This is a genomic window from Paenarthrobacter sp. NPDC089988, from assembly GCF_044748465.1.
Classification (GTDB): Bacteria; Actinomycetota; Actinomycetes; order Actinomycetales; family Micrococcaceae; genus Arthrobacter.
Genome location: NZ_JBIVGD010000017.1, coordinates 18,863 through 39,111, shown reverse-complemented (window position 1 = coordinate 39,111; position 20,249 = coordinate 18,863). Strand labels below are relative to the sequence as shown.

General features: G+C 64.3%; 21 protein-coding genes. 10 read left to right on the top strand and 11 right to left on the bottom strand.

Annotation, left to right across the window (positions count from 1 at the left end; all coding sequences use genetic code 11):
- The first annotated feature begins 70 nt into the window (after positions 1-70).
- Positions 71-850, top strand: coding sequence for an isocitrate lyase/phosphoenolpyruvate mutase family protein (locus ACIPV6_RS18185; protein WP_400272221.1), 780 nt, complete (start codon positions 71-73; stop codon positions 848-850).
- Between the two features lie 84 nt (positions 851-934).
- On the opposite strand, the gene ACIPV6_RS18180 is transcribed toward ACIPV6_RS18185, so the two are convergent.
- A complete protein-coding gene (locus tag ACIPV6_RS18180) occupies positions 935-1,858 on the bottom strand; it encodes a LysR family transcriptional regulator (protein WP_400272220.1) in 924 nt (307 codons plus the stop codon).
- Positions 1,859-2,010: 152 nt separating this feature from the next.
- On the opposite strand from ACIPV6_RS18180, the gene ACIPV6_RS18175 reads away from it, so the two are divergent.
- Positions 2,011-2,349: a hypothetical protein gene (locus tag ACIPV6_RS18175; protein ID WP_400272219.1), complete on the top strand. Its 339-nt coding sequence runs from the start codon at positions 2,011-2,013 to the stop codon at positions 2,347-2,349.
- Between the two features lie 125 nt (positions 2,350-2,474).
- On the opposite strand, the gene ACIPV6_RS18170 is transcribed toward ACIPV6_RS18175, so the two are convergent.
- Together ACIPV6_RS18170 and ACIPV6_RS18165 are read right to left on the bottom strand one after the other, a co-directional pair.
- Positions 2,475-2,723 (bottom strand): hypothetical protein, encoded by a 249-nt coding sequence (locus ACIPV6_RS18170; RefSeq protein WP_397325133.1) that lies wholly within the window; start codon positions 2,721-2,723, stop codon positions 2,475-2,477.
- Between the two features lie 206 nt (positions 2,724-2,929).
- A complete protein-coding gene (locus ACIPV6_RS18165; RefSeq protein ID WP_400272218.1) occupies positions 2,930-3,448 on the bottom strand; it encodes a hypothetical protein in 519 nt (172 codons plus the stop codon).
- A 185-nt stretch (positions 3,449-3,633) separates the two neighbouring features.
- Here ACIPV6_RS18165 and ACIPV6_RS18160 point away from each other — a divergent pair, with 185 nt between their 5' ends.
- Both ACIPV6_RS18160 and ACIPV6_RS18155 read left to right on the top strand, forming a co-directional pair.
- On the top strand, positions 3,634-4,230 hold the full coding sequence (locus ACIPV6_RS18160; protein WP_400272217.1) for a dihydrofolate reductase family protein: 597 nt from the start codon (positions 3,634-3,636) through the stop codon (positions 4,228-4,230).
- Between the two features lie 124 nt (positions 4,231-4,354).
- Positions 4,355-5,389 (top strand): LLM class flavin-dependent oxidoreductase, encoded by a 1,035-nt coding sequence (locus tag ACIPV6_RS18155; RefSeq protein ID WP_400272216.1) that lies wholly within the window; start codon positions 4,355-4,357, stop codon positions 5,387-5,389.
- 45 nt (positions 5,390-5,434) lie between these two features.
- Here the strand turns inward: ACIPV6_RS18155 and ACIPV6_RS18150 are convergent, their stop codons facing one another.
- Both ACIPV6_RS18150 and ACIPV6_RS18145 read right to left on the bottom strand, forming a co-directional pair.
- Positions 5,435-5,878 carry a helix-turn-helix domain-containing protein gene (locus tag ACIPV6_RS18150; RefSeq protein WP_400272215.1) on the bottom strand — a complete coding sequence of 148 codons (444 nt, stop codon included), beginning with the start codon at positions 5,876-5,878 and terminating at the stop codon, positions 5,435-5,437.
- 81 nt (positions 5,879-5,959) lie between these two features.
- On the bottom strand, positions 5,960-6,160 hold the full coding sequence (locus ACIPV6_RS18145) for a hypothetical protein (RefSeq protein WP_397325127.1): 201 nt from the start codon (positions 6,158-6,160) through the stop codon (positions 5,960-5,962).
- A gap of 151 nt (positions 6,161-6,311) precedes the next feature.
- Here ACIPV6_RS18145 and ACIPV6_RS18140 point away from each other — a divergent pair, with 151 nt between their 5' ends.
- From ACIPV6_RS18140 to ACIPV6_RS18130, 3 genes are all read left to right on the top strand, one after another.
- A complete protein-coding gene (locus ACIPV6_RS18140; RefSeq protein WP_400272214.1) occupies positions 6,312-8,831 on the top strand; it encodes a CHAT domain-containing protein in 2,520 nt (839 codons plus the stop codon).
- Positions 8,828-9,190 carry a CU044_2847 family protein gene (locus tag ACIPV6_RS18135; RefSeq protein ID WP_400272213.1) on the top strand — a complete coding sequence of 121 codons (363 nt, stop codon included), beginning with the start codon at positions 8,828-8,830 and terminating at the stop codon, positions 9,188-9,190. Before ACIPV6_RS18140 ends, ACIPV6_RS18135 begins: the two co-directional genes overlap by 4 nt.
- A 117-nt stretch (positions 9,191-9,307) precedes the next feature.
- Positions 9,308-9,814, top strand: a complete 507-nt coding sequence (locus ACIPV6_RS18130) for a universal stress protein (RefSeq protein ID WP_400272212.1) — start codon at positions 9,308-9,310, stop codon at positions 9,812-9,814.
- A 371-nt stretch (positions 9,815-10,185) separates the two neighbouring features.
- Here ACIPV6_RS18130 and ACIPV6_RS18125 read toward each other — a convergent pair whose 3' ends face one another.
- From ACIPV6_RS18125 to ACIPV6_RS18110, 4 genes are read right to left on the bottom strand one after another with little or no spacing between them, the layout of a single operon-like run.
- Complete coding sequence (locus ACIPV6_RS18125; RefSeq protein ID WP_400272211.1) at positions 10,186-11,577, bottom strand: GntP family permease; 1,392 nt, start codon at positions 11,575-11,577, stop codon at positions 10,186-10,188.
- Between the two features lie 23 nt (positions 11,578-11,600).
- On the bottom strand, positions 11,601-12,236 hold the full coding sequence (locus ACIPV6_RS18120; protein WP_400272210.1) for a bifunctional 4-hydroxy-2-oxoglutarate aldolase/2-dehydro-3-deoxy-phosphogluconate aldolase: 636 nt from the start codon (positions 12,234-12,236) through the stop codon (positions 11,601-11,603).
- A complete protein-coding gene (locus ACIPV6_RS18115) occupies positions 12,233-13,891 on the bottom strand; it encodes an amidohydrolase family protein (RefSeq protein ID WP_400272209.1) in 1,659 nt (552 codons plus the stop codon). The genes ACIPV6_RS18120 and ACIPV6_RS18115 overlap by 4 nt, the downstream gene beginning before the upstream one ends.
- A gap of 8 nt (positions 13,892-13,899) precedes the next feature.
- Positions 13,900-15,198: an alanine racemase gene (locus ACIPV6_RS18110; RefSeq protein ID WP_400272208.1), complete on the bottom strand. Its 1,299-nt coding sequence runs from the start codon at positions 15,196-15,198 to the stop codon at positions 13,900-13,902.
- Between the two features lie 191 nt (positions 15,199-15,389).
- Between ACIPV6_RS18110 and ACIPV6_RS18105 the strand changes: the two genes are divergently transcribed.
- From ACIPV6_RS18105 to ACIPV6_RS18095, 3 genes are read left to right on the top strand one after another with little or no spacing between them, the layout of a single operon-like run.
- A complete protein-coding gene (locus ACIPV6_RS18105) occupies positions 15,390-16,451 on the top strand; it encodes a sugar kinase (RefSeq protein WP_400272207.1) in 1,062 nt (353 codons plus the stop codon).
- Positions 16,411-17,217 carry an IclR family transcriptional regulator gene (locus ACIPV6_RS18100; RefSeq protein ID WP_400272206.1) on the top strand — a complete coding sequence of 269 codons (807 nt, stop codon included), beginning with the start codon at positions 16,411-16,413 and terminating at the stop codon, positions 17,215-17,217. Before ACIPV6_RS18105 ends, ACIPV6_RS18100 begins: the two co-directional genes overlap by 41 nt.
- Positions 17,214-17,618 carry a RidA family protein gene (locus ACIPV6_RS18095; protein WP_159707956.1) on the top strand — a complete coding sequence of 135 codons (405 nt, stop codon included), beginning with the start codon at positions 17,214-17,216 and terminating at the stop codon, positions 17,616-17,618. Before ACIPV6_RS18100 ends, ACIPV6_RS18095 begins: the two co-directional genes overlap by 4 nt.
- A 594-nt stretch (positions 17,619-18,212) precedes the next feature.
- On the opposite strand, the gene ACIPV6_RS18090 is transcribed toward ACIPV6_RS18095, so the two are convergent.
- Together ACIPV6_RS18090 and ACIPV6_RS18085 are read right to left on the bottom strand one after the other, a co-directional pair.
- On the bottom strand, positions 18,213-19,526 hold the full coding sequence (locus tag ACIPV6_RS18090) for an LssY C-terminal domain-containing protein (RefSeq protein WP_400272205.1): 1,314 nt from the start codon (positions 19,524-19,526) through the stop codon (positions 18,213-18,215).
- A 91-nt stretch (positions 19,527-19,617) separates the two neighbouring features.
- Positions 19,618-19,974, bottom strand: a complete 357-nt coding sequence (locus ACIPV6_RS18085; RefSeq protein WP_400272204.1) for a hypothetical protein — start codon at positions 19,972-19,974, stop codon at positions 19,618-19,620.
- Between the last annotated feature and the right edge of the window lie 275 nt (positions 19,975-20,249).

Sequence of the window (20,249 nt, the reverse complement as noted above, 5' to 3'; positions counted from 1 at the left end):
GGTGGGCATATGCCTAGGTTGGGTTTGGAATGTGCAAGCCCACTCCCACACAACGGATGACGGAGAAACCATGACCGAATCAAACACCAACGCACTCGCGCAACAGCTGAAGGCCCTGCACGAGGCACCCGAAATCCTTAGTGTCGTCAATGTGTGGGACGCGGTCAGCGCAACTACGGTTGCAGCCCTGCCCGAAACCAAGGCGATCGCTACGGCCGGCCACTCCATCGCAGCGGCCTACGGCTACGCCGATGGAACCATGCCCCTGGACGTGGCGCTCAGCGGCGTGGAGCGGATCGTCAAGGCAGTGGACCTGCCGGTCACGGCAGACCTCGACGACGGTTATGAAGACCCTGCCGAAACCATCCGCCGGGCGATCGGCATCGGAGTTGTGGGCGCCAACGTCGAGGACCGCTTGCGCCCTTTCGACGAGGCAGTAGCCCGCGTGCAGGCCATCATCAAGGCCGCCGACGATGAGGGCATCGCCTTCCAGCTGAACGCCCGCACTGATGCCATCGCCAAGGGTGGCGACCGGCCGATCCAGGAGAGCATCGAGGACGCCATTGCGCGTGGCCGTGCCTTCCTCGACGCCGGTGCTGCGCTGGTTTTCGTGCCTGGCGCGCTCACCCGTGAGGTCATCGAGCCTTTGGTGGCGGGCCTCGGACACGGCAAGCTCTCGGTCATCGGCGCCCCCGGTGCCCTGCCCGCAGCCGAGCTGCAGGAACTCGGCGTGGCCCGGGTTTCCTATGGTCCGTTCACGCAGCGGGTTGCCCTCCGTGCCCTGCAGGACCTGGCCTCCGATCTCTACGGCTCCGGCGTCATCCCCAAGGACACTCCTGCGCTGAACTAACTGCCAGGCATGATGTGGTCCCGTCGCTATCGCAGTGGCGGGGCCATTTTCATGAGCCGGACCGCTTTCATGAGCCGGTCGCTTTTAAGAACCGGACCGCGTATCGAACGCCGCCGCGGATTCCCTGAGCAGCCGCGCGACCGTGTCCACAGGCAGGCTCGTTGGCCTCCGCCGCTCAAACCGCCGCAAGGCGATGTGCCTGGTCCCCAGGCCGGGAACATCCAGGACATCCACTTGGTCCTGGACCACGCCCGTCAGCGCCAACGTAGGCACAATCGCCACACCCTCGCCGGCCGCCACCAAGGCGAGTGCCGTCAAAGTATCTGCGTATTGGTGGACGGTCTCGATTCGTACACCTGTTGAATGACGCAGCCTGCCGAGCACCGCAATGTTGGCCGCGGACGGCTCGACTCCCAACCAAGGCAACGGCAAGCGGCTGAGGTCAATGCTTTCCGTAGCCAGCAACGACCCCGCCGGAACCACCAGTTTCCAGGGTTCGTCCAGCAGGGGTTCCTCAACCATTCCCGATGCCAGCGGTTGCTGCTCTGCCGCCGTCGAATCCTTTTCCACCACCACCGCGTCGAGTTGGCGTTGCCGGAGCAACCGCATCAGGGGCGGGAAGCTGTCCTCGACGATGTCGATCTTCAACTGCGGGTACATGCTGCGCCATTCTGGGAGGCGCGGAATCACCACCGTGCGCATGAAGCTGGTGAAGCCACCCACCCGGACAACACCGGCCACTTTGGCCTCGCCTTCCATGCGGGTCCGGGCGACGCTGAGTGCCCTTTCGATCTCTTCACCAGCCTCGGCCATGGCCAGGCCCGCCGGTGTGAGCACCGATCCTTTGGGCGTCCGGACCAGGAGCGCTTGGCCCGCTTCGCTCTCGAGTTTGCTCAGCTGTTGAGACACGGCAGAGGGCGTAATCCGCAGTTCGTCGGCCGCCGCGAGGACCCCGCCAGTGCGGGCCACGGCTAGCAAAACGAGGAGTCGGCGCGGGTCCATTTCCATGTTAAGAGATCCTAAATACCGGCTTCAGATAAATGCAATTGAACTAAACAAATATCTCCAGCAAGATCTATCTCAGGGCCACTTCTTCCGGCCCACATCTCACCAAAATCCGCTCGCCGCTCCGGCCGGCACCAACTCGTGAAAGGACTGAAATGGAAATGCTGTGGGAAGTTGTTGGATGGACCGGTGCGGCGGCGATGCTTGGCGCTTTCATGTCAGTCTCCATGGGTTGGCTCAAGCCGGGAATCAGCTTCCAGGCCGTGAACCTGTTCGGCGCGTGCGCGTTCATCCTCAATGGCTTGCTTCATGGCGCCTGGCCCTCAGTTGTGACCAACATTGCGTGGTTCCTGATCTCCAGCATCGCGATTTTCCGCATGCGCGCCAAGCAGCGCGCGGCGGCGGGGACCGTCACGCCCACCGCGGACGTCAGGGAATTCACGACGACGGACACCGGCACCCACGTGGTGGTCCCGGTGGCTAAGTGCGCGTAAGGGGCCTGCGGCCGTTTGCTGTCTCGATGATTGATGCACGGAAGTGCCCCCATCCTTTGGATGGGGGCACTTCGCATTGTGCTGGTGGTTGCGCGGGGCGCACAGCCAGCGAATTTAGCGTGTCGCTATCCGCGGACAGTGACAGAGAACTTCCAAACGACTTTCCCGGTATCGGTCATGATGAAGCACTGACTTGCGCGGGTCCAGGAGGAGTTCATGGTTAGGCGCTTCGTGTTGCACGCGGACTGGGTGCTGAAGTCAGTCGGGTAAAGGTATGAGTAGCCCGCCGCCTGCGCTGGCGCCGCAACCGCGAGGCCTCCGACGGCAACTGCGATGGCTGCGGTAATACTGGCAATGGTGTTTCTACGCTTCATAGTCTCTCCCCAAATAGGCCTGAACGATTACGGCTAAAGCTACCAGCGGGGACTTGGCACCACGATGGGGAGAAGTGCCCACTACCGGGCACAAGTTGGTCGGCTACGGGAAACGCAGGCCCGAGGATCGCTCACCGCGTGGCCCGCGCCCTTGCCCCCGTGTATCGGTCTGGCTTTGTGGAGCAGGACTTATGGTCGGCCTCATTTCAGTCATCTGAAGCCACAATGACGTGAAGTGTGCGGAGGATCCGATCAATGACGATGAACTCGTGGAAGCCCAGGTTTCCGGTGACGAAGCCGTAGTCATGCTCGGATTCCCGTGGGGGATTGCGTAGCTTCAGTACGGTGCCCGAGCCCATCAGGGTGTAGATGGTTTCCAGCCTTTGAATAACTTCGAAGGGCTGGGAGTATTGCGGGTCCGTCCATTCTTGGTCATTGGCCCAAATGGCGATCTCGGCCTTCGCCGCTTCGGCCGTCGATGGCTCGAACAGACCCGGTTGAATGGCATCAATCACCCACCGACCATGTATTCCCCATGCTCGGACTTCCGTGGCCGAGGGAAAGGGCGAGGCATAGTCGTGCTGGTACCCGGGGCTCTCGATCAGGCTTTCAAGAATAGATTGGTCGTCCTGATCCGGGTCGATAAGGAAACGCGTCAGCTGGACCCACATAAACGTGCCGGAATCAAGATGAACAACTTCATCTCCGACGAGAGGCAATGTCATGGCTCAAATCTATTTAGGTTCGACCACTGGACTATGCCGGCGCGCACAAGCGGGCGTTGTCCTGTTCAGCAGACGTGAGCACGTCCCCGCCCTTTTGCTGGCGAAAGCTGCGGAGTACTCGGGGTTCCCCATGTCTGCCCTCGCTGCTACTTTGTGACCATCTTGTCGCCAGAGAGGAACGGGTCATGAAGCTTACCGTCAGCCTGCAGGTCACCCTCGACGGTGTCGCCCAAGCCAACGGCGGCAACAATGAGGAAATGGATCCCGGATTCACTCGCGGCGGCTGGGCGATTCCGCTCAACGACGCTGAAGCCGTTCAGTACATCCTCGATACCTGGAGGCGCCCCGACGCGTTCCTCCTCGGACGGAAGACTTACGGACTGTTCGAAACCTACTGGGGTGCACGCAGCGACGACGGCGGCTTCGGCGAGGCAATCAGCTCAAAGCCCAAGTACGTCGTCTCCACCACCCTGGCTGAACCAAGCTGGGAACAGACAACTGTGGTCCCAGACGACCTTCCCAACCGGGTGAAAGAACTCAAGGCTCGGGCCGGCGGCGAGCTTCTCGTGGTTGGCAGCGTCTCGCTCGCACGATGGCTGCTCGAGAACGAACTGGTGGACGAACTGAATCTGGTCCAGTTTCCCGTTATCGTCGGCGAAGGCGAACGCGTCTTTCCCTACCAAGGGCTCGACTTCAGACTCCAGCTGACGGACTCTCGCGTTTTTGCGAGCGGAATAGTGGGACTCACCTACCGAGTGGGCGGACGCCCCGAGTATGCCTGAGACGGGCACTCGGTCACCGGCCGCGCGAACTGCGGCTCATCACAAAAGGTAACCTCCCGCCGTCGTGATCTCAGCGGGCGCCTATTCTGGGCAGTAGCCGCCGCCCCACCGTGAAGGAACCCGCATGCCCAACCCCGCCCGTCCACTCCGCAAGCTTGGCTTCCTCACCATCGGCCTGTTCGATCCGGCGGATCCGGCGGCCGGGCACCGTTCCACGTTGGAGATCATCGAACTTGGCGAGAAACTTGGATTCGACAGTGCCTGGCTCCGGCACCGTCACCTGCAGTTCGGGATTTCGTCCCCGATCGCCGTGATGGCCGCCGCGAGCCAGCGCACGTCCAGGATCGAGCTCGGGACGGCTGTCACTCCGCTCGGCTGGGAGAACCCACTCCGCCTGGCAGAGGATCTTGCCACAGTTGATGTTCTCTCCGGTGGACGGATCAACCCGGGGCTGAGTGTCGGTGAGCCCATGAACTACGACACTGTGAAGCACGAACTGTACCCGGACTCTGCCGAGGCTGAGGACTTCAGCTACGCCCGCGTGGAACGTCTTGCCCGGCTGGTAGCGGGCGAAAAGGTGCGGGAGTTTTCCGGCAAGCAGGGTGTGGTGGAGGAGTTCTCCAACCGCGTGGAACCACACTCCCCCGGCCTCCGGGATCGGCTTTGGTATGGCGCCGCCAGCCTCAAGTCGGCCGTCTGGGCGGGGAGGAACGGCTTCAACCTGCTCTCCAGCAGTGTCATTTTTCCGGAAGAAGGCCAGGAACCGGACTTCGCCCAGATCCAGCAAAGCCAGATCAGGGCTTTCCGCGAGGCGGCACCGGCCGGACAAGCGGGGAGGGTCTCGCAGGGCCTGGTGGTGATCCCCACCGATTCCGCCTCAAGTGCCCAGCGGGAAAAGTACCAGCGCTACGTCGACGAACGGACTCCCCGCACAAGTGCGCCTCAGGGACCCAAGCGCATGCTGTTCGCGAGGGACCTGATCGGCACCAGCGAACAGATCGCCGAGCAACTTTACGCGCACAAGGGATACCAGGAAGTGGACGAGGTGGCGTTCGCGCTTCCGTTCAGCTTTGAGCACGAGGACTACGTGCAGATCCTCACGGATATCGCTGAGAAACTGGGCCCGGCCCTGGGTTGGTCAGCGGCCGCGGACGCCTAGTCAGGCGCCGGACGTGCTTCCGCTGACCGGCCAGCCGTGGTTGCTTCAAGCAATTCCATCGATGCGGTCCTCAAGCTCCAGGAGTTCTGCTATGGCTCTTCGCCGGTTCGCCTCACGCTCGGCCCTGAACGCCAGCACCTCGTCCCTCTTGAAGCGGGTGTGCGTTCGAACCTTGAATGACGCGATCTTGCCGTCACGCGCCAGCTTCAGGAGCGTGGGGCGCGAAATGCCGAGAACCTCCGCCGCTGTATTGCTCGTGAGTTCTTGCGGCAAGGTACCCACAGTGACGCTGCCGTTGGCAGCGAGGGCCTGAAAAGCCTTATTGATGATCATGGACAGTTCGGGAGAAAGGTGCCTCACTGTCCCATCGCTCATTACTGCAGCGAAACCGACGACGCCTGCGGGCGCTGTTTCGACTTCCTGCCTAACGGTGGATAACGCTTCATCCGTGACCAGGACGTCAGTCTGGGAAAGCAGTATTGCGGTCATTGGTCACCCCTCGATGGTGGAATTGAACCAATACTACAATAGCTTTCACTTATAAGTGAAAAAATTTCCCGACAGACCTGATCAGTCCACGAACTCCGACTGCGTCTCGATGAAGTCCCAGTCCGCCTCCGTAAGCCCACCGCTGAGGTCGTCCTGATGCGGTCCGCCGGCCTCGGCAATGTGCTGCAGGACCTGGAGAGGGAGTTCCTCCGAGCGCAGGTTTTCGCGCAGCCATTCCTTGCTGTCCAGATGAAGATCGAGCCACCACATGAAGATTTCCATCGCACGCCGCCTTCCTTCGGATGAGAGGCCACGAGGCCACGGATTAACCGTAGGCCGAGGCAGATTCCCCTTCAAGAGCAGAGAACAACCCCTTGTAAGGGACACGGAACAAGGGCCAATCTGTACGTAAGAACCACAGAGGGATCCCGCGATGGACTGTGACATCGAGCTGGAGATCGTTACCGGCTCTGCACGCGGAGAATATGCGGTGCACGTGGTCCGTGCGCCGGCGGGAGGACACGCGTCCGGCACCTTCACCTTGGACGTGGACAGCATCCAGGACAGGCTCCCACAACTCGAAGCCACCGTCCTTGCCTCAGCAGTCGCGGCCAGGCGAACCCTCCCGGTGGCGGAGGTCGCCGTCCGCGAAGTCGGCCAGGAACTCTTCCAGGCACTCTTCACCCGCGAGGTCTACGGCACCTATCGGGCCAGCCTGGGTGCAGCACAGCACGCTGGCCAACAACTCCGCGTAGTGCTGAGGCTCTCGGCACCCGAGCTCGCGATGATGCCGTGGGAGACCCTGTTCGATCCCGAAACCGAGACCTATCTCTGCCAGACCGAGCCCCTGCTTCGTCACGTCCCCGCTCCCGACTACAACCTCAACCCCCTCGACGTCGCACCGCCGCTGCGGATCCTCGGCATCGTCGCCTCCCCACGGGACCTTCCGGCCCTGGACATCCAAACCGAGAAGGACCACCTGAGCCGGGCACTTGCAGGGCCCGTTGATGAAGGCCGGGTGGAGCTGGTTTGGTCGAAAACTGGCACGTGGGACGACGTCCAATCGATGCTCCTCGCCGGCCCGTGGCACGTAGTCCACTTCGTCGGGCACGGCGACTACGACTCGCGCACCGACGAAGGCCGCATCGCCTTGGTAGGCCCCGATGGCCGGGCCGCCATGGTCCGCGCCGTCAGGCTCATGGCCCTCCTGAGCGTCGCCTCGCCCCGCCCACGGTTGGTGGTACTGAACTCGTGCTCGTCCGGCGAAATGGGCCAAGCCGATCTCTTCTCCGGCACCGCATCGGCCCTGGTCCGAAGCGGGATCGGCGCGGTTGCCGCCATGCAGTTCGCCATCAGCGACGCCGCAGCGATCGCCTTCGCGCACGGCTTCTACGCAGCCATCGCCAACGGCCGCACCGTGGACGAGGCCGCCAGGGTGGGCCGCATCTCGGTCATGGCCAGCCCGGACGGCACCCTCGAATGGGTCACTCCCGCCCTCTATGTCCGCGGCGGCTCCACGCAACTGTTCACACTGAAAGGCACCCCACGCGCGCCCGCCCCTGCTGAAAATACGACGCCGCGACGCGCCTTCAGCGGTTCGGGCACACCGCGCGATCAAAGCACGACGGCGGTTGTCGCCCAAGGCGGGCAAGCCGCCTCCGCGGTGGGACCGGCCAGCGACACAGGCACCGCCCGCGCGGCGCAAGGCAACGCGGAGCTAACCATGAAGCGCGCCCAGCTCCGCGCCCTCTACGTCCAGGCATCGGCTGAGTTGCGGGCACGGCGATATGAGCAAGCCATTGAGCTGTTCACCGACCTCCTGACATTGGAACCCGATTACCGGGACGCACCCACGCTTCGGAGCGCAGCCCAGGAACGATTGGAGATGTCCCGCGCGTACCGTGATGCGGTCGTCGCCGAGGAGGCCGGCGATTGGTTGGCCGCGGCGGACGGTTTTGCCCGCGTGCAGGACGACCCCGCCTACCCCGACGCCGCCGCCCGGAGGAAGGATTGCGAGCGACGCCAGCGCATCGCCGACCTGCAGGGTGAGCTCCGCTACCACTCCTCGTTGGGCTCGTGGGAAACAGTGCTGGATGTCTCGCAGGAACTGGCCACCCTTGACCCGGACCAGGCGGACCCCGATGGCCTGGCCTCGGCCGCCAGGGAAGAGATCGAGAAAGTGAAGCCACCCGAATCCACACCGGTCGAGCCGGCGCAGCCCAACGAGCCTGGGGAACACCACGCGTCCTACACGGCCTTCGACCCGCCGGAACCGACGCGACGGCCAAGCAGCCAGCAACGAAGCCAGGCACCGCCGTCGTCCGCTGCTGTTGAACCAAGCCCAGCGCAAACCCAAGCCACGGCACGCAACGCCAAACCGCCCGACTGGATCCCGCTGGCTTGGGGCGCGGCGTCGCTGCTGGTTGCCGGCGTCGTGGGCGCATGCTTCGCGGTCTACTTCATCTGGCTCGACGACAACTACTGGTACGAAAGCGGCGGCGACGGCTCACTGCGAGTGGTTTACGGGCTGGTCGCGCCGTTCGGGTACCTGATGCTCGCCGTGGCAGGCCTGCCCGACCGCTCCATCCTGGGCCGCACGGTCATGGCCGGGCTGGTGGTGGCCCATGGGGTGTTTGGCCTGTCCGGCCTGAACTACACGGTGGAAACCACCGCCATTGTCGGAAGCCTCGCGGTGGCCGGGCTGGGTCTCTGGGCGGGAGTCCTGGCACTGCGGTCGCAGCAGGATCGTGTCCTCGGCTGGCTGTTGCTGCTCGCCACTGTGTCCATTCCGCTCGTGTGGTTCCAGGACAAAGGGGTCTTCATGGAGGCCTGGTACCGGACGCATGCGTACTTCGCCCTGATCCAGTTGGTCATTCTGGCGGTCGCCGGAGCCGGACTGTTGGTGGCATCCCGCCGCCTCCGGACCCCGCAGGTGGAAAGGACAGCACCATGACGCGCTTGGTCGAGTTCGCAACGGACGACGGCGGCACCGTAGTTGTGGAGGTGGCGAGCTCGGCCGGGAGCCTGGTCACACGGGGTGGCGACCACTCGGCGGAGCACTCGGGGGTGTTCGCCCGGGCCCAACAGACGTTCCAGCGCGCGCTGGAGCATGTCCGGCCGGCAGTCCAGGGCGTGATCGACGAGTTGCTGAGCCTGGAGAACAGGCCCGATGAACTCAGCGTGGAATTCGGGATCGACCTGCACGCGGAAGCCGGTGCGTTCATTGCCGCTGCCAGCACCGGATCCAACTTCACGGTGCGCCTCACGTGGAACAAGCCCGCCAACCCAACTAACCCCACCTCGTCCGCGTAGCCCCACCCAAGTAAGTCGCAGTTCGGGTCGTTCCCAGTGCTGGGAACGACCCGAACTGCGACCCAGTTGGGGACCAAACAGCCTGTTCAAGCCCCACGCCCGGCGCAACAATAAGGTATGGCTGCGGAAAATTTCAGCGGGCGCATTCCCTTGGTCGTGGGCGTTTTACCGGACCAGCATGTGGAGGTCCTGCAGACCGCCCGGACCCTCGCCGAACAACTCGGGGTGCCCCTGGTGTGCGCGTACGTGGACGAGGCCAGCTACCTCGTGGAGTGGGATCCCTCCCGCGAGACCCACCGGATGTCCCTGCATCCGGACAAGGACGACGAGGATGTGGCAGCCGTCCGGGGCGATTTGGGAAGGGCCATTGCCGACGCCATGGACGGCGGCTCCGCCGATTGGACGTTGCGATTGTTGGCGGGCGATCCTGCCCGGGCACTAGGGCGGCTCGCCGAGGACATCAAGGCGTCGATGATCATTGTCGGCACGCCGGAACCTGGCCTGGGGCACCGGATTTCCGAGGCATTGAACGGTTCCGTGGCGGCCTGGTTGAGCCATCACCAGCGTCGGCCGGTGCTGATTGTGCCGCAGAAAAAACGCCCGAAAACCGCCTCGAAAAACTAAAGCGAAAGTACTAATTCGACATGGTGGCAATGAGGGCTCACGGGACGTAGAGTATTTAGTGCAGGTGAGCGAGAGCCCCTGCCTCAAAGGCTGCTCCGGAGTGCGTATCCCCCAATAACGCACTCCGGAGCTTTTTTTAATCACACCCAGTCCCCCGCACTCGCTGGCGTGTGCCGCTACGACCTTCTTTGAAGCCACGACGGCCCCGACACGCCTATGGAAGGGCATGTCGGGGCCGTTTGGCATTCAAAGTGGGTGGTGGTGGCACTCGCCGCGGCGGGAAGGTAAGACGGCGGGCACCCATCTCGGGCGCGGCGGCCTCCCGCCCGGCAGAAAGGTACGACGGCGGCACTCACCTCAGCGGAGCGGCGTCACCTCACGAATGTGTACAGCAGGGCCGCCATGCCGAAGCCCACCAAGGACAGGACGGTCTCGAGCACGGTCCAGGTCTTCAGGGTGTCCTTGACTGACATGTTGAAGTACTTGGAGATGATCCAGAAACCGCCGTCGTTGACGTGGCTGGCGATGATCGAGCCGGAGGAAATGGCCACCACGATCAAAGCCAACTGCGGCTGGGAATACCCGGATGCCAGGCTCGGGGCGAGGATGCCACCCGTGGTCACGATCGCCACGGTTGCCGAGCCTTGGGCGATGCGCATGCCGGCACTGATCACGAACGCGGAGAGGATGATCGGCAGGCCGGCCTGGGACAGCGAGTCAGCCACGGCCTTGCCAACACCGGTCGCTGACAGAACGGCACCGAAGAACGCGCCCGCACCGACAACCAGCAGGATCATGCCCACCGGACGCAGCGAGGAGCCAGTGATTTCGCTCAGCTCGGCGGCGGTCATGCCGCGGCGGATGCCCAGGAGCCACATGGCCAGCAGAACAGCGACGGTCAGTGCAATGGCCGGGTTGCCGAAGAACTGGAGGGCGTCGCGGAACGGACCGGCGGGAGCGAAGATGTTGCCGAACGTGCCACCGAGGATGAGGATCATCGGCAAGCCAATCGCCAGCAGCACAATGCCGATCGAGGGCTCGTGGCCCTTGGCTTCCTCGGCTTCTTCAACAATCCGGTCCTCGGGCACCGTCACCATGACGCGCTTGCCGATCCAGGTGCCCCACAAAATACCGGAAGCGAACCAGGCCGGGATACCGCAGATGAGGCCCATGAGGATGATCCAACCAAGGTCCACGTGGAACAAACCGGCAGCAGCGACGGGTCCCGGGTGCGGAGGAAGGAAGGCGTGGGTCACTGACAGGCCGGCCAACAGCGGAAGTGCATACAGGGCCAGGGACTTGCCACCACGGATTGCAGCGACATAAACAAGCGGTGCCAGCACGAAGATGCCGATATCGAAGAACACCGGGATACCCAGCACGAAGCCGGTGATACCCATGGCAAGCGGCGTACTCTTCTCGCCGAAGATCTTCACGAGCCTGCTCAGCAGCACTTCAGCGCCACCGGAACGTTCAAGGATCGCGCCGAGCACCGTACCAAGGCCAATGATCACCGTGATGTGGCCAAGGATGCCCGCGAAGCCCTTCTCAATGAGGGCGTCGCTGCTCTTGGTGGCCGATCCCACCAAGGCTTCCACCGAGATCCCGCCCACCAAGGCCACCAGCACACCCGTTCCCACCAGGGCGATGAACGGTTCGAGCTTGACCTTGATGATCAGGAACAGCAGGAGCGCGATGCCGGCGCCTGCCAGGAGGAGCAGGCCGACGGTATCGTGCCGCAGCCAGTCGAGGAATTCATTCATGGACGTTACTTTCTAGGTGGGTCCTACTTGAGGGTGCCGGTGAAGGCGGCGGCACGTGCCGCGATGTCTGCCCAGTCGCCGGCAGCCACGGCTGCGGGCGGGACCACGCTGGTGCCGCAGCAGACTGCGGCAGCACCGGCGTCGAGGTAGCTCTTGGCGTTGGAGGCGTCGATGCCTCCGGAAGGAAGCAGGCGGATGCCCGGGTAGGGCCCCTGCAGATCCTTCAGGTACGCCGGGCCGAGCTGCCGGGCGGGGAAAATCTTGACGGCGGCGGAGCCGAGGTCCAGCGCCTGAGCCACCTCGGTGGGGGTCATGGCGCCGAGGCTGAAGGGAATCCCGGCGGCCGCGGCAACTGCCGCAACCTCGGGCCGCAGTCCGGGGGTCACCAGGAACTGCGCACCGGCGTCGATGGCTGCGCGGGCTTGGTCGCCGGTCATCACCGTGCCGATTCCGACGGCGGCGCCGTGGTCCGCTGCCGTTTCGGCCGCCCGCTGGACGTGCTTGAGCGCATCCGGCGTGGTGAAGGTCAGTTCGACGCTGCGGATGCCGCCCTGGGTCAATGCCCGGCACAGGTCCGCGGCGTCCGTGATGGAGGGTGCCCGGACCACCGCGAGGGTACGGTCGGCTTCGAGCTGCTGGACGAATTCTTCGGGGGTCATTGGCTTCTTTCTTTTGTGAGGCCGTCACCCTGCCTGCGGAGGGCGCGGCCGGCGCGCGCGCCGGTGGGTTTGCCGCCGTCGATCGCTGCCGTGCCGTTGACGAACACGAACTCGATGCCGCTGGCGGCTTGGCGGGGATTCTCGAAAGTGGCGGTATCGCGGATGGTTTCCGGATCGAAAAGTACGACGTCGGCGGCGAACCCTTCGCGGACCAGTCCCCTGTTGTGGAGCTTGAGTCGCGCCGCAGGCCGGCCACTGAGATGGTGGACAGTCTCTTCCAGGCTGAGCAATCCGAGGTCCCGGGAGTAGTGGCCGAGGTAGCGCGGGAACGTACCCCAGGCGCGCGGGTGCGGCTTGGCCCCGACCAGGAGTCCGTCGCTTCCGCCGGTGTGGGTGCGGTGCTTCATGATGGCCTGCACGTTTTCCTCGTGGCCCACGTGCTGCAGGATGCCGGTGCCCAGGCGGTCCTCGGTGAGGATCCGGGCAAACACGTCGAAGGACTCCTCCCCCGTTTCCGCGGCGATGTCTTTGATGGTCTTGCCCACGTAGCCTGCGAGCGCTGGGTTCTGGACGCCGCTGATCTCCAGGGTTTCCCACTCTGCGACCACGCCGTGACAGCCGTCGGAACCGTAGATCTCTACTGCTTCGCGGATTCGCGCCCTCGTCTCGGGTTCTGCCAGGCGGTCCAGGGTGGCTTCCGTTCCGCCGGACGACGCCCAACTCGGCAGGATCGCACTCAGCGTGGTGGCGCCGGGGAGGTAGGGGTAGGTGTCCAGGGTGATGTCCACGCCTTGCTCCAGCGCTTCATCGATGAGGTCCAGGAGTTCCCCGGCGCGGCCCTTGTTCTCGGCGAAGTTCATGGTGGCGTGGGACAAGTGCAGGGCGCATCCCGTGTCCCGGCTGAGCCCGATCATCTCTGCGTAGGCATCGAGTGCGCCCTTGCCGTAGGAGCGGTGGTGCGGCGCGTAGAACCCGCCCAGTTCGGCGACGACGCGGCACAGCCCTGCGAGTTCCTCGGTTTGCGCGTACATTCCGGGCGTGTAGGTCAGGCCGGAGCTCATGCCCACGGCGCCTTCCTCCATGGCCGTGCGGATGACGTCCTGCATCTGCTGCTGTTGCTCGGGCGTGGGGTCGCCTTCCGCGAAGCCCATCACGAGCGCCCGGACCGTTCCCTGCGGGACGAGGTAGGCGGCGTTGGTGGCGATGCGGCCGGTGCTGCCGTCCGCGCCGGCTTCGAGTGCATCAAGCCGGTCCAGGTACTCCCCCACGGTCCGCCAGTTCCAGTCGAAGTCCGCCGGGTTGTCGTTCCAGCCCGCGATCTTCTCCCGGACACCGGCCAGCGTGGCATCGTCAACGGGCGCATAGGACAGCCCGTCCTGGCCCAGCAATTCCGTGGTGACGCCTTGGCTGAGCTTGGCGAAGTGGTCGCGGTTGACCAGCAGCTGCAGGTCCGAATGCGCGTGCATGTCGATGAACCCGGGGCTCAGGACCAGGCCCGTGGCATCGATGACACGGTCCGCGCCCGTGCCCGCGGCGGTGAGGCTGCCGGCGTCGGCGATCACGGCGATCACCGGACCGTCCAACAGGATGTCCGCAGGGCGGCGGTCCGCTCCGGTTCCGTCCACCAAAGTGGCGTTGCTGATGAGGGTCTTCATGGTTGGTCCTAGAAGAAGGTATGGATGAGGTCGACGACGGTTTGGTCACGGTTCGTGTCGGCGAGGACGGGGATGACGGTCCACTTGTCGAAGGCCGTGCACGGGTGGGACAGGCCCAGCCGGACTACGTCGCCGGGGCGGACCGTGGTGGTTTTGGGATCGAAGGTCATGAAGGAATGCTGGTCATTCACGGAGGTGATCTCCACGCCGACCAGGGGTTCCATGGGTCCGCCGAGCACCGGGCCGATGAACTGCGGCTCGGGAAGTCCTTCGTCGAAAGGGAGGTCGCGCTTGCCGGCGTCGAGGATGGCCAGGCCCGGTTCCGGCTGGGACACAACGCGTGCCCAGCCATGCATTCCGGCCTTGAAGGGAGCGTCGCCTTCGCGGGAGAACGGCGAGATGCCGCGGTAGAAGCCGTCGTCGTGGATGATGTAGGCGCCGCTGCGGATCATGAGGTCCACCGACGGACCCCCAGTTTCGGCCCCTGTGCTGATCGCCGGGGCAAGAACCGTGACCACGTCATCGAAGTACGCGCTGCCGCCTGCAGTGATGATCACTGACCCCGACCCGTACAACCCGGCCGCGAGTAGTTCCTCATGGAGCAGCCGCATGTCGGCGAGGTAGCCACGGACGGCGGCCAGTCCGGCGTCGTCCGCTGTGTGCGCGAGCGAGCCTTCATAGCCGCTGACGCCCACCAAGCGGAGGTGATCCGACGCGGACACTGCCCGGGCCACGTTCATGGCAGCTTCCACGCCGCGGGCACCGGTCCGGCCGCCGTGGGCACCGAGTTCCACCAGGACCTCCAGCACTGAGTCTGTGCCGGCGAGGGTGCTTTCGATCAGTTCGACGGTCCCGACCGAGTCCACCCAGGACAGGATGGTGGAGTCTTGGTCCGCCACCCACTGGATCGCGTGCGGGTCGGTGAGGCTGTTGGCGAGCTGCAGTTTCTGCACGCCAAATTCGCGGGCCACGCGGAGTTGAGCAAAGTTGGCCAGCGTGATCCCCCATGCTCCCCGGCTGAGCTGTTTGTCCCATAGCTGCGGGGACATGGTGGTCTTGCCGTGGGGCGCCAGCAGGACGCCGCGCTCCGCACACCAGGCCGCGAGCCGGTCCGCATTGGCTTCCAGGGCGCGGGCGTCGAGCGTGAGCAACGGGGTCTGGAAATCGGCCAGCGTGTGCTTGGCGGCGAGGAACTCCGTGTGCGTGGTCCCGTTGGCCGTGGCGGGCACGGCTTTGTGCCGCCAGTCGAGCTGACGGTTGGCCAAGGCTGCCACGGCGGAGGCCGAGATTGCTTCGGAAGTGTTCACGCGTTGATTCCCTTCGCGGTGCTGCGTCTTTGGGGCGGCGGGGTTGTGTGTTCGCTGCTGCGATTCTGATTGCGTTGCGTATTTTGCAACGCTGGTTGCAAAGCTGCTGGTGCTATGTCTAACATGGTGGCGGATTGAGAGTCAAGGCCGCGGCATGATCCGCAGGGTCCCTCAAACCCCCGCGGATCGACGTGTCCCGCGGCGAAAACAACGCTGAAAACGCACTGATCGGGTACGGGAGTTACATGCTGTCTGCTGTTTGTGTTGGCGAGACCATGGCCATGCTGACCCCTGCCCAGGCGGTCCCCCTGCACTTGGCCACGGAACTCCATTGCGGAATTGGCGGCGCGGAATCCAACGTCGCCATGGGCTTCGCAGCCATGGGCCTGGATACGCACTGGGTGAGCCGGGTGGGCCACGACGGCTTCGGTACGCGCATCCTCAACGAACTTCGGGACCACGGCGTAGGCGTATCTGGCGTCGAGGTCGACTCCACGCGGCCCACCGGCGTGTACGTGAAAGTCCCGGCCCAGGAGTCGGACCCCGACGGCGGCAGCTCAGTCCTGTACTACCGGCAAGGGTCCGCGGCCTCGGCCATGGGACGGTCCTTCCTGGAGAATCCAGCCGTGGCCTCGCTGCTGAAAAACGCCTCGCTCATCCATCTGAGCGGCATCACCGCGGCACTCTCCCCTGAGTGCTTGTCGCTGCTGGAGGCCCTCCTGGCGGCGCCCCGCCATGGCCGGACCATCAGCTTCGACGTCAACTGGCGGGCTGCCCTATGGGCTGGACAGGACCGCGGCGTCCTGCAGCGGCTGGCGAACCTGGCCGACGTCGTGCTTGTTGGGAAAGACGAAGCCGAACCGGCCTTCGGCACCAATGACGAAGCCGCACTCCGCCGCCTCCTGCCGGACCCGAAGGTGCTCGTCATCAAAAATGAGGCGATCAGCGCCATTTCGCTCGACCGGAGTGGCACCCGGGAGGAAGTGCCCGCGCTGTCCGTGTCCGTCGTCGAGCCTGTTGGCGCCGGTGACTCATTCGCCGCCGGTTACCTCAGCGGCCTGCTCTACGGGCTCGGCCAAAAGGAAAGCCTCCGTCGCGGCCACGTAGCCGCCGCCTGCACCCTGACCGTGCACGGTGACCGCGGGCCCTTGCCGCCCGCGGAGCAGCTCTCGGCAATCCTCGATTCTTCGGATCAGGACTGGGCTGCTATCCATGTTGAAGAGGGACAATTCAACACCAGAACCGGAGCGTGACACTTTGAGCCAGAGCCTGATGCGGGCCATCGACCTGCTTGGCGAACTCGCCGCGAAACCAGCAACCCTGGACGAGCTCTCGTCCAAGGCCTCCGTGCACAAGACCACCGTGATGCGGCTCCTCCACGCCCTCGAGGAAAAACGCCTCGTGGTTCGCGACGACGACCAGAAGTTCATGCTCGGCTCAAAGTTGTTCGAACTGTCCTCGCTCGCGCTGGAGCAGCGGGACATCCGCAAAGTCGCCCACCCGCACCTTGCCGAGCTCAACGGCAAGACCGGGCACACCGTGCACCTCGCGGCGTTCGAAGGGAACGAGGTGGTGTACATCGACAAGTTCGAATCGCACCACCCCGTCCGCATGTACTCGCGCATCGGCCTCACTGCATCGCTGCACTCGGCCGCTGTGTCCAAGGTCCTCCTCGCTGACATGCCGCGCAGCCGGCAGGAAAAAATCGCCGCGGGGTTGGATTACGTCAAAGTCACCGAAAATACCCTGACCTCCCCGGAAGCCCTCTTGGCGGAACTGGAGCAGGTCAGGGAACAGGGCTGGGCCCACGACAACGCCGAGCACGAGGCCTTCGTGCACTGCATCGCGGCCCCCATCCGCGATGCCAGCGGTGCCGTGGTTGCCGCAGCCTCTTGTTCGGTACCGGTAGTAATGCTCAGCTATGAAGGACTGCTTGAGCTGCTGCCCGACCTCAAAGCCAGCACCGAGGCCATCTCCAACGACCTCGGCTGGATCAGCCATGAAAGGAACTCAGCATGAGTGAAAAGACCGTAGTACTCACCGAAAACGCCCCCGCCCCGGCGCACGTTTTCTCCCAGGGAATCAAGAAGGGCGGCATGTTCCAGGTATCCGGCCAGGGGCCCATGGATCCTGCCACCAACCAGTACATCGGCGACGGCGACGTCCGCGTCCAGACCCGCCGCACCCTGGAGAACGTCAAGGCCATCCTCGAAGCCGGCGGCTCCTCCGTTGAAGACGTCCTCATGTTCCGCGTGTACCTCACCACGCGCGACGACTTCGCCGCCATGAACGAGGTCTACGGCGAGTTCATCCGCGAGAACGTCCCCAGCGGCCTGCTCCCGAGCCGCACCACGGTGTTCGTCGACCTCCCGCACGAGGTCATGCTGGTGGAAATCGACGCCCTCGCCGTCACCGCCTGACCCTCTCTCACCGAACACCCCCTTCCCCCGGATCCTCTCTCACCGAACACCCCCTTCCCCCGGATCCTCTCTCACCGAACACCCCCTTCCGCAGGATCCTCTCTCACCTGCCGAAAAGGTGGCCGACGGCGGCACTCGACTTGGGTGCCGCCGTCGGGGATCCAATGGGTGGCTGGCTGTGGGCGGTGTGCCGCCACGACCCACTTTGATAGCCAACCCGGCCAACACGCCGCACTTTCCCGCGAACTCGCGTGCACACGGCGTCAAAGTCAGTGGTGGAGGCCCGCCCAACGCGGAGCGGAGGCTAGTCCCGCGGGGTTGCGGGAGGCTTATTGGTCGCTCGCCTGGTCAATCCCAGGATCAGGAAAGTCGCGCCCGTGGTTGCAAAGGCTATCCATCCAGGGTTGCCAAGGATCAACAAAGAAACTCCCAAGACGGCAAAGACGATGCCAATGGGCAGGAATGCCTTGTCTCCGGAGTTGTTCTTCTTGACCGACGGCCCTGACCTAGTGTTCGTGTCCCCATTCACCTTTGTGAGGCTACCTCAAACGCGGCGCCCATTCCGTTGCGACCCCGCTGCTGGGCAACGCCGGGCTAGCGGGGCTGCGACGTTTTCATGGGAAGGGCCGGGACGGCCGGGACCCGTTGGCGCTTCGCGAAGATCCGCGCACGCTGGCTGGACAGGGCCAGCAGCACCAGGATGTCCGTGGCCAGGCCAGCGAGTCCGGCCTCAAGGGTGATGCTGGTGGTGCCGGTGGAAGCGTCGATCGCCTGGACCAGGATCGAGACCGAGCTCAAACCCATGGCGATCACCCGTGCCCCGTTGCTCCCCAGGAAGATCCTCCAGGCCAGGAACACCTCCCCCAGCCCGAACACCAACACGACTATCCCCACAACGGTGACTGCCGCCGTCGTGGTTTCCGGGTCGGCCGGGGCGTCACCAAGGGTGAGGTCGGCGAAGACATCAGACGAAGTGAAAAGGGTGACGGCGAGCGCGAGTGCCGCCAGTGCCCTGACCACCACCAGGACGGCGCCCATGGTGGTGGGGGCCGGACGGCGGTCGCGGCTGTCAGTCTGCCTGGGCATGTCGCCATCGGGGATGGAGACAGGGCGGGCGTCGACGACGGGCAGGTCGCCGTCCGTCGAAATGGAATCGCCGCCTCCATTGCGCGAGTGGTAGCCCGTGGAGAAGTCCTTGATCACGTGAATGCGGACGGAAGGTTCGCCCTCTGAAACGGTCCGGACAATGTGATCGCGCTCCACGTCGGTGTTCTGCTCGATCTTGTGCGTGATCTGGAGCGTGAAGAGGGAGAATCCGACGCTGCGGTCATAGGTTCCGGCGGCCAGCCAGTCCACCTTGTGCCCGCCCGGCAACATCCACCCGTCGGGGCATCGCCAGAAGCGGACGTGGTGCCGTTTGCCAGGGTTGTTGTCCACTTCCTGCTGGTAGGCGAAGTCCTGTTGCCGGTCGAAGAGATACAAGGGGCTGACCGGGGCCCGCTCATAGCTTTGCCGCAAGATGGTGGAACTGATAATCCGGCGACTGCTGGCGAACGTCACGTCATCCGCGATTGTCCAGCCTGCGCGGCGCATGATGGCGTGGACCTGGCGTTCCGTACCGAGCAGCGCCACGTTCACGGGATCCCCCAGCAGGCCATCGCTGGTTCGGGCACGGCCAATGAAATAGCCGGGCACGTAGATGGTGGTCAGGATCCGGTGCAGGCGGGGCAGGAGCAGGTAGGCCAGGAACGCCCAGAACACGAGCCAGGACCAGAGCTGGCCCCAGCCGAGTTGGAAGCTTTCGCCGACCAGGAGGAACGCGAGCCACACCGCCCCGACACCGCCGAGGACGAAGAACCCGCGGTCCAGCCACGTGTCTGTGGCCTCCTTGCTCGGCGCCTTGTACATGAAAGCTCCCCCGGTTGCGTTCCTTAAGCTTCGCGGTTGCGGCGGGGGTTGTACATGGCGATCACTGCAGCAGCCAATCGAGTGGGCGGTCTCAGCTGGCGAGTTTGTGATGGCGCTGCAGCAGCAGGTGAACAGCCTCCCGGACCAACGCGCTTTGACCCTTCCCCGTTTCCCTGATCAGGTCGTTGAACGCTTGGTACTCCTGCTCGGAGATCCGTCCACGTACCGTCGGAGAAGGGCCGGCGGACTGCCGCTGGCCCACTTTCGGACGCCCTGGACGCAGTGCGGCCTCGATGGCCTCTTCACTACCAAACTCGCGCAAGAGGAATGACCTGCCAGCCGCGGCCGCATCCGCGCCATGAAGGGCAGTACCTTTTCCTTGAACCTCCGTGTCAGGATCGTTCAGACGCTGCGCCAGTGCCTCGTAGTACATTTCATCTCCAGCCATCTGGGTGCTCCTCTCGGAATCGAGTGAACTTTGGCCCTAAATGCATTGCGTGAAAGATGGAAGACTCTCTGCCATCCCCGAGCTCATGAACCAGAATCTCAATCTCCCGGTCCGTCTGGGCATGCTCAGGACCGACGTAGAGAACTATCCTTCCCTCTCCAACCGGCTCGTCCAATTCATGCACGAAGCTCGCGTTCAAGATCGCGTAGATCTGGTCTTGGCGCGAAACGCCATGCTTCTCGCTCGATGGTTCCCAGCGGGGCGCCATAATCCAC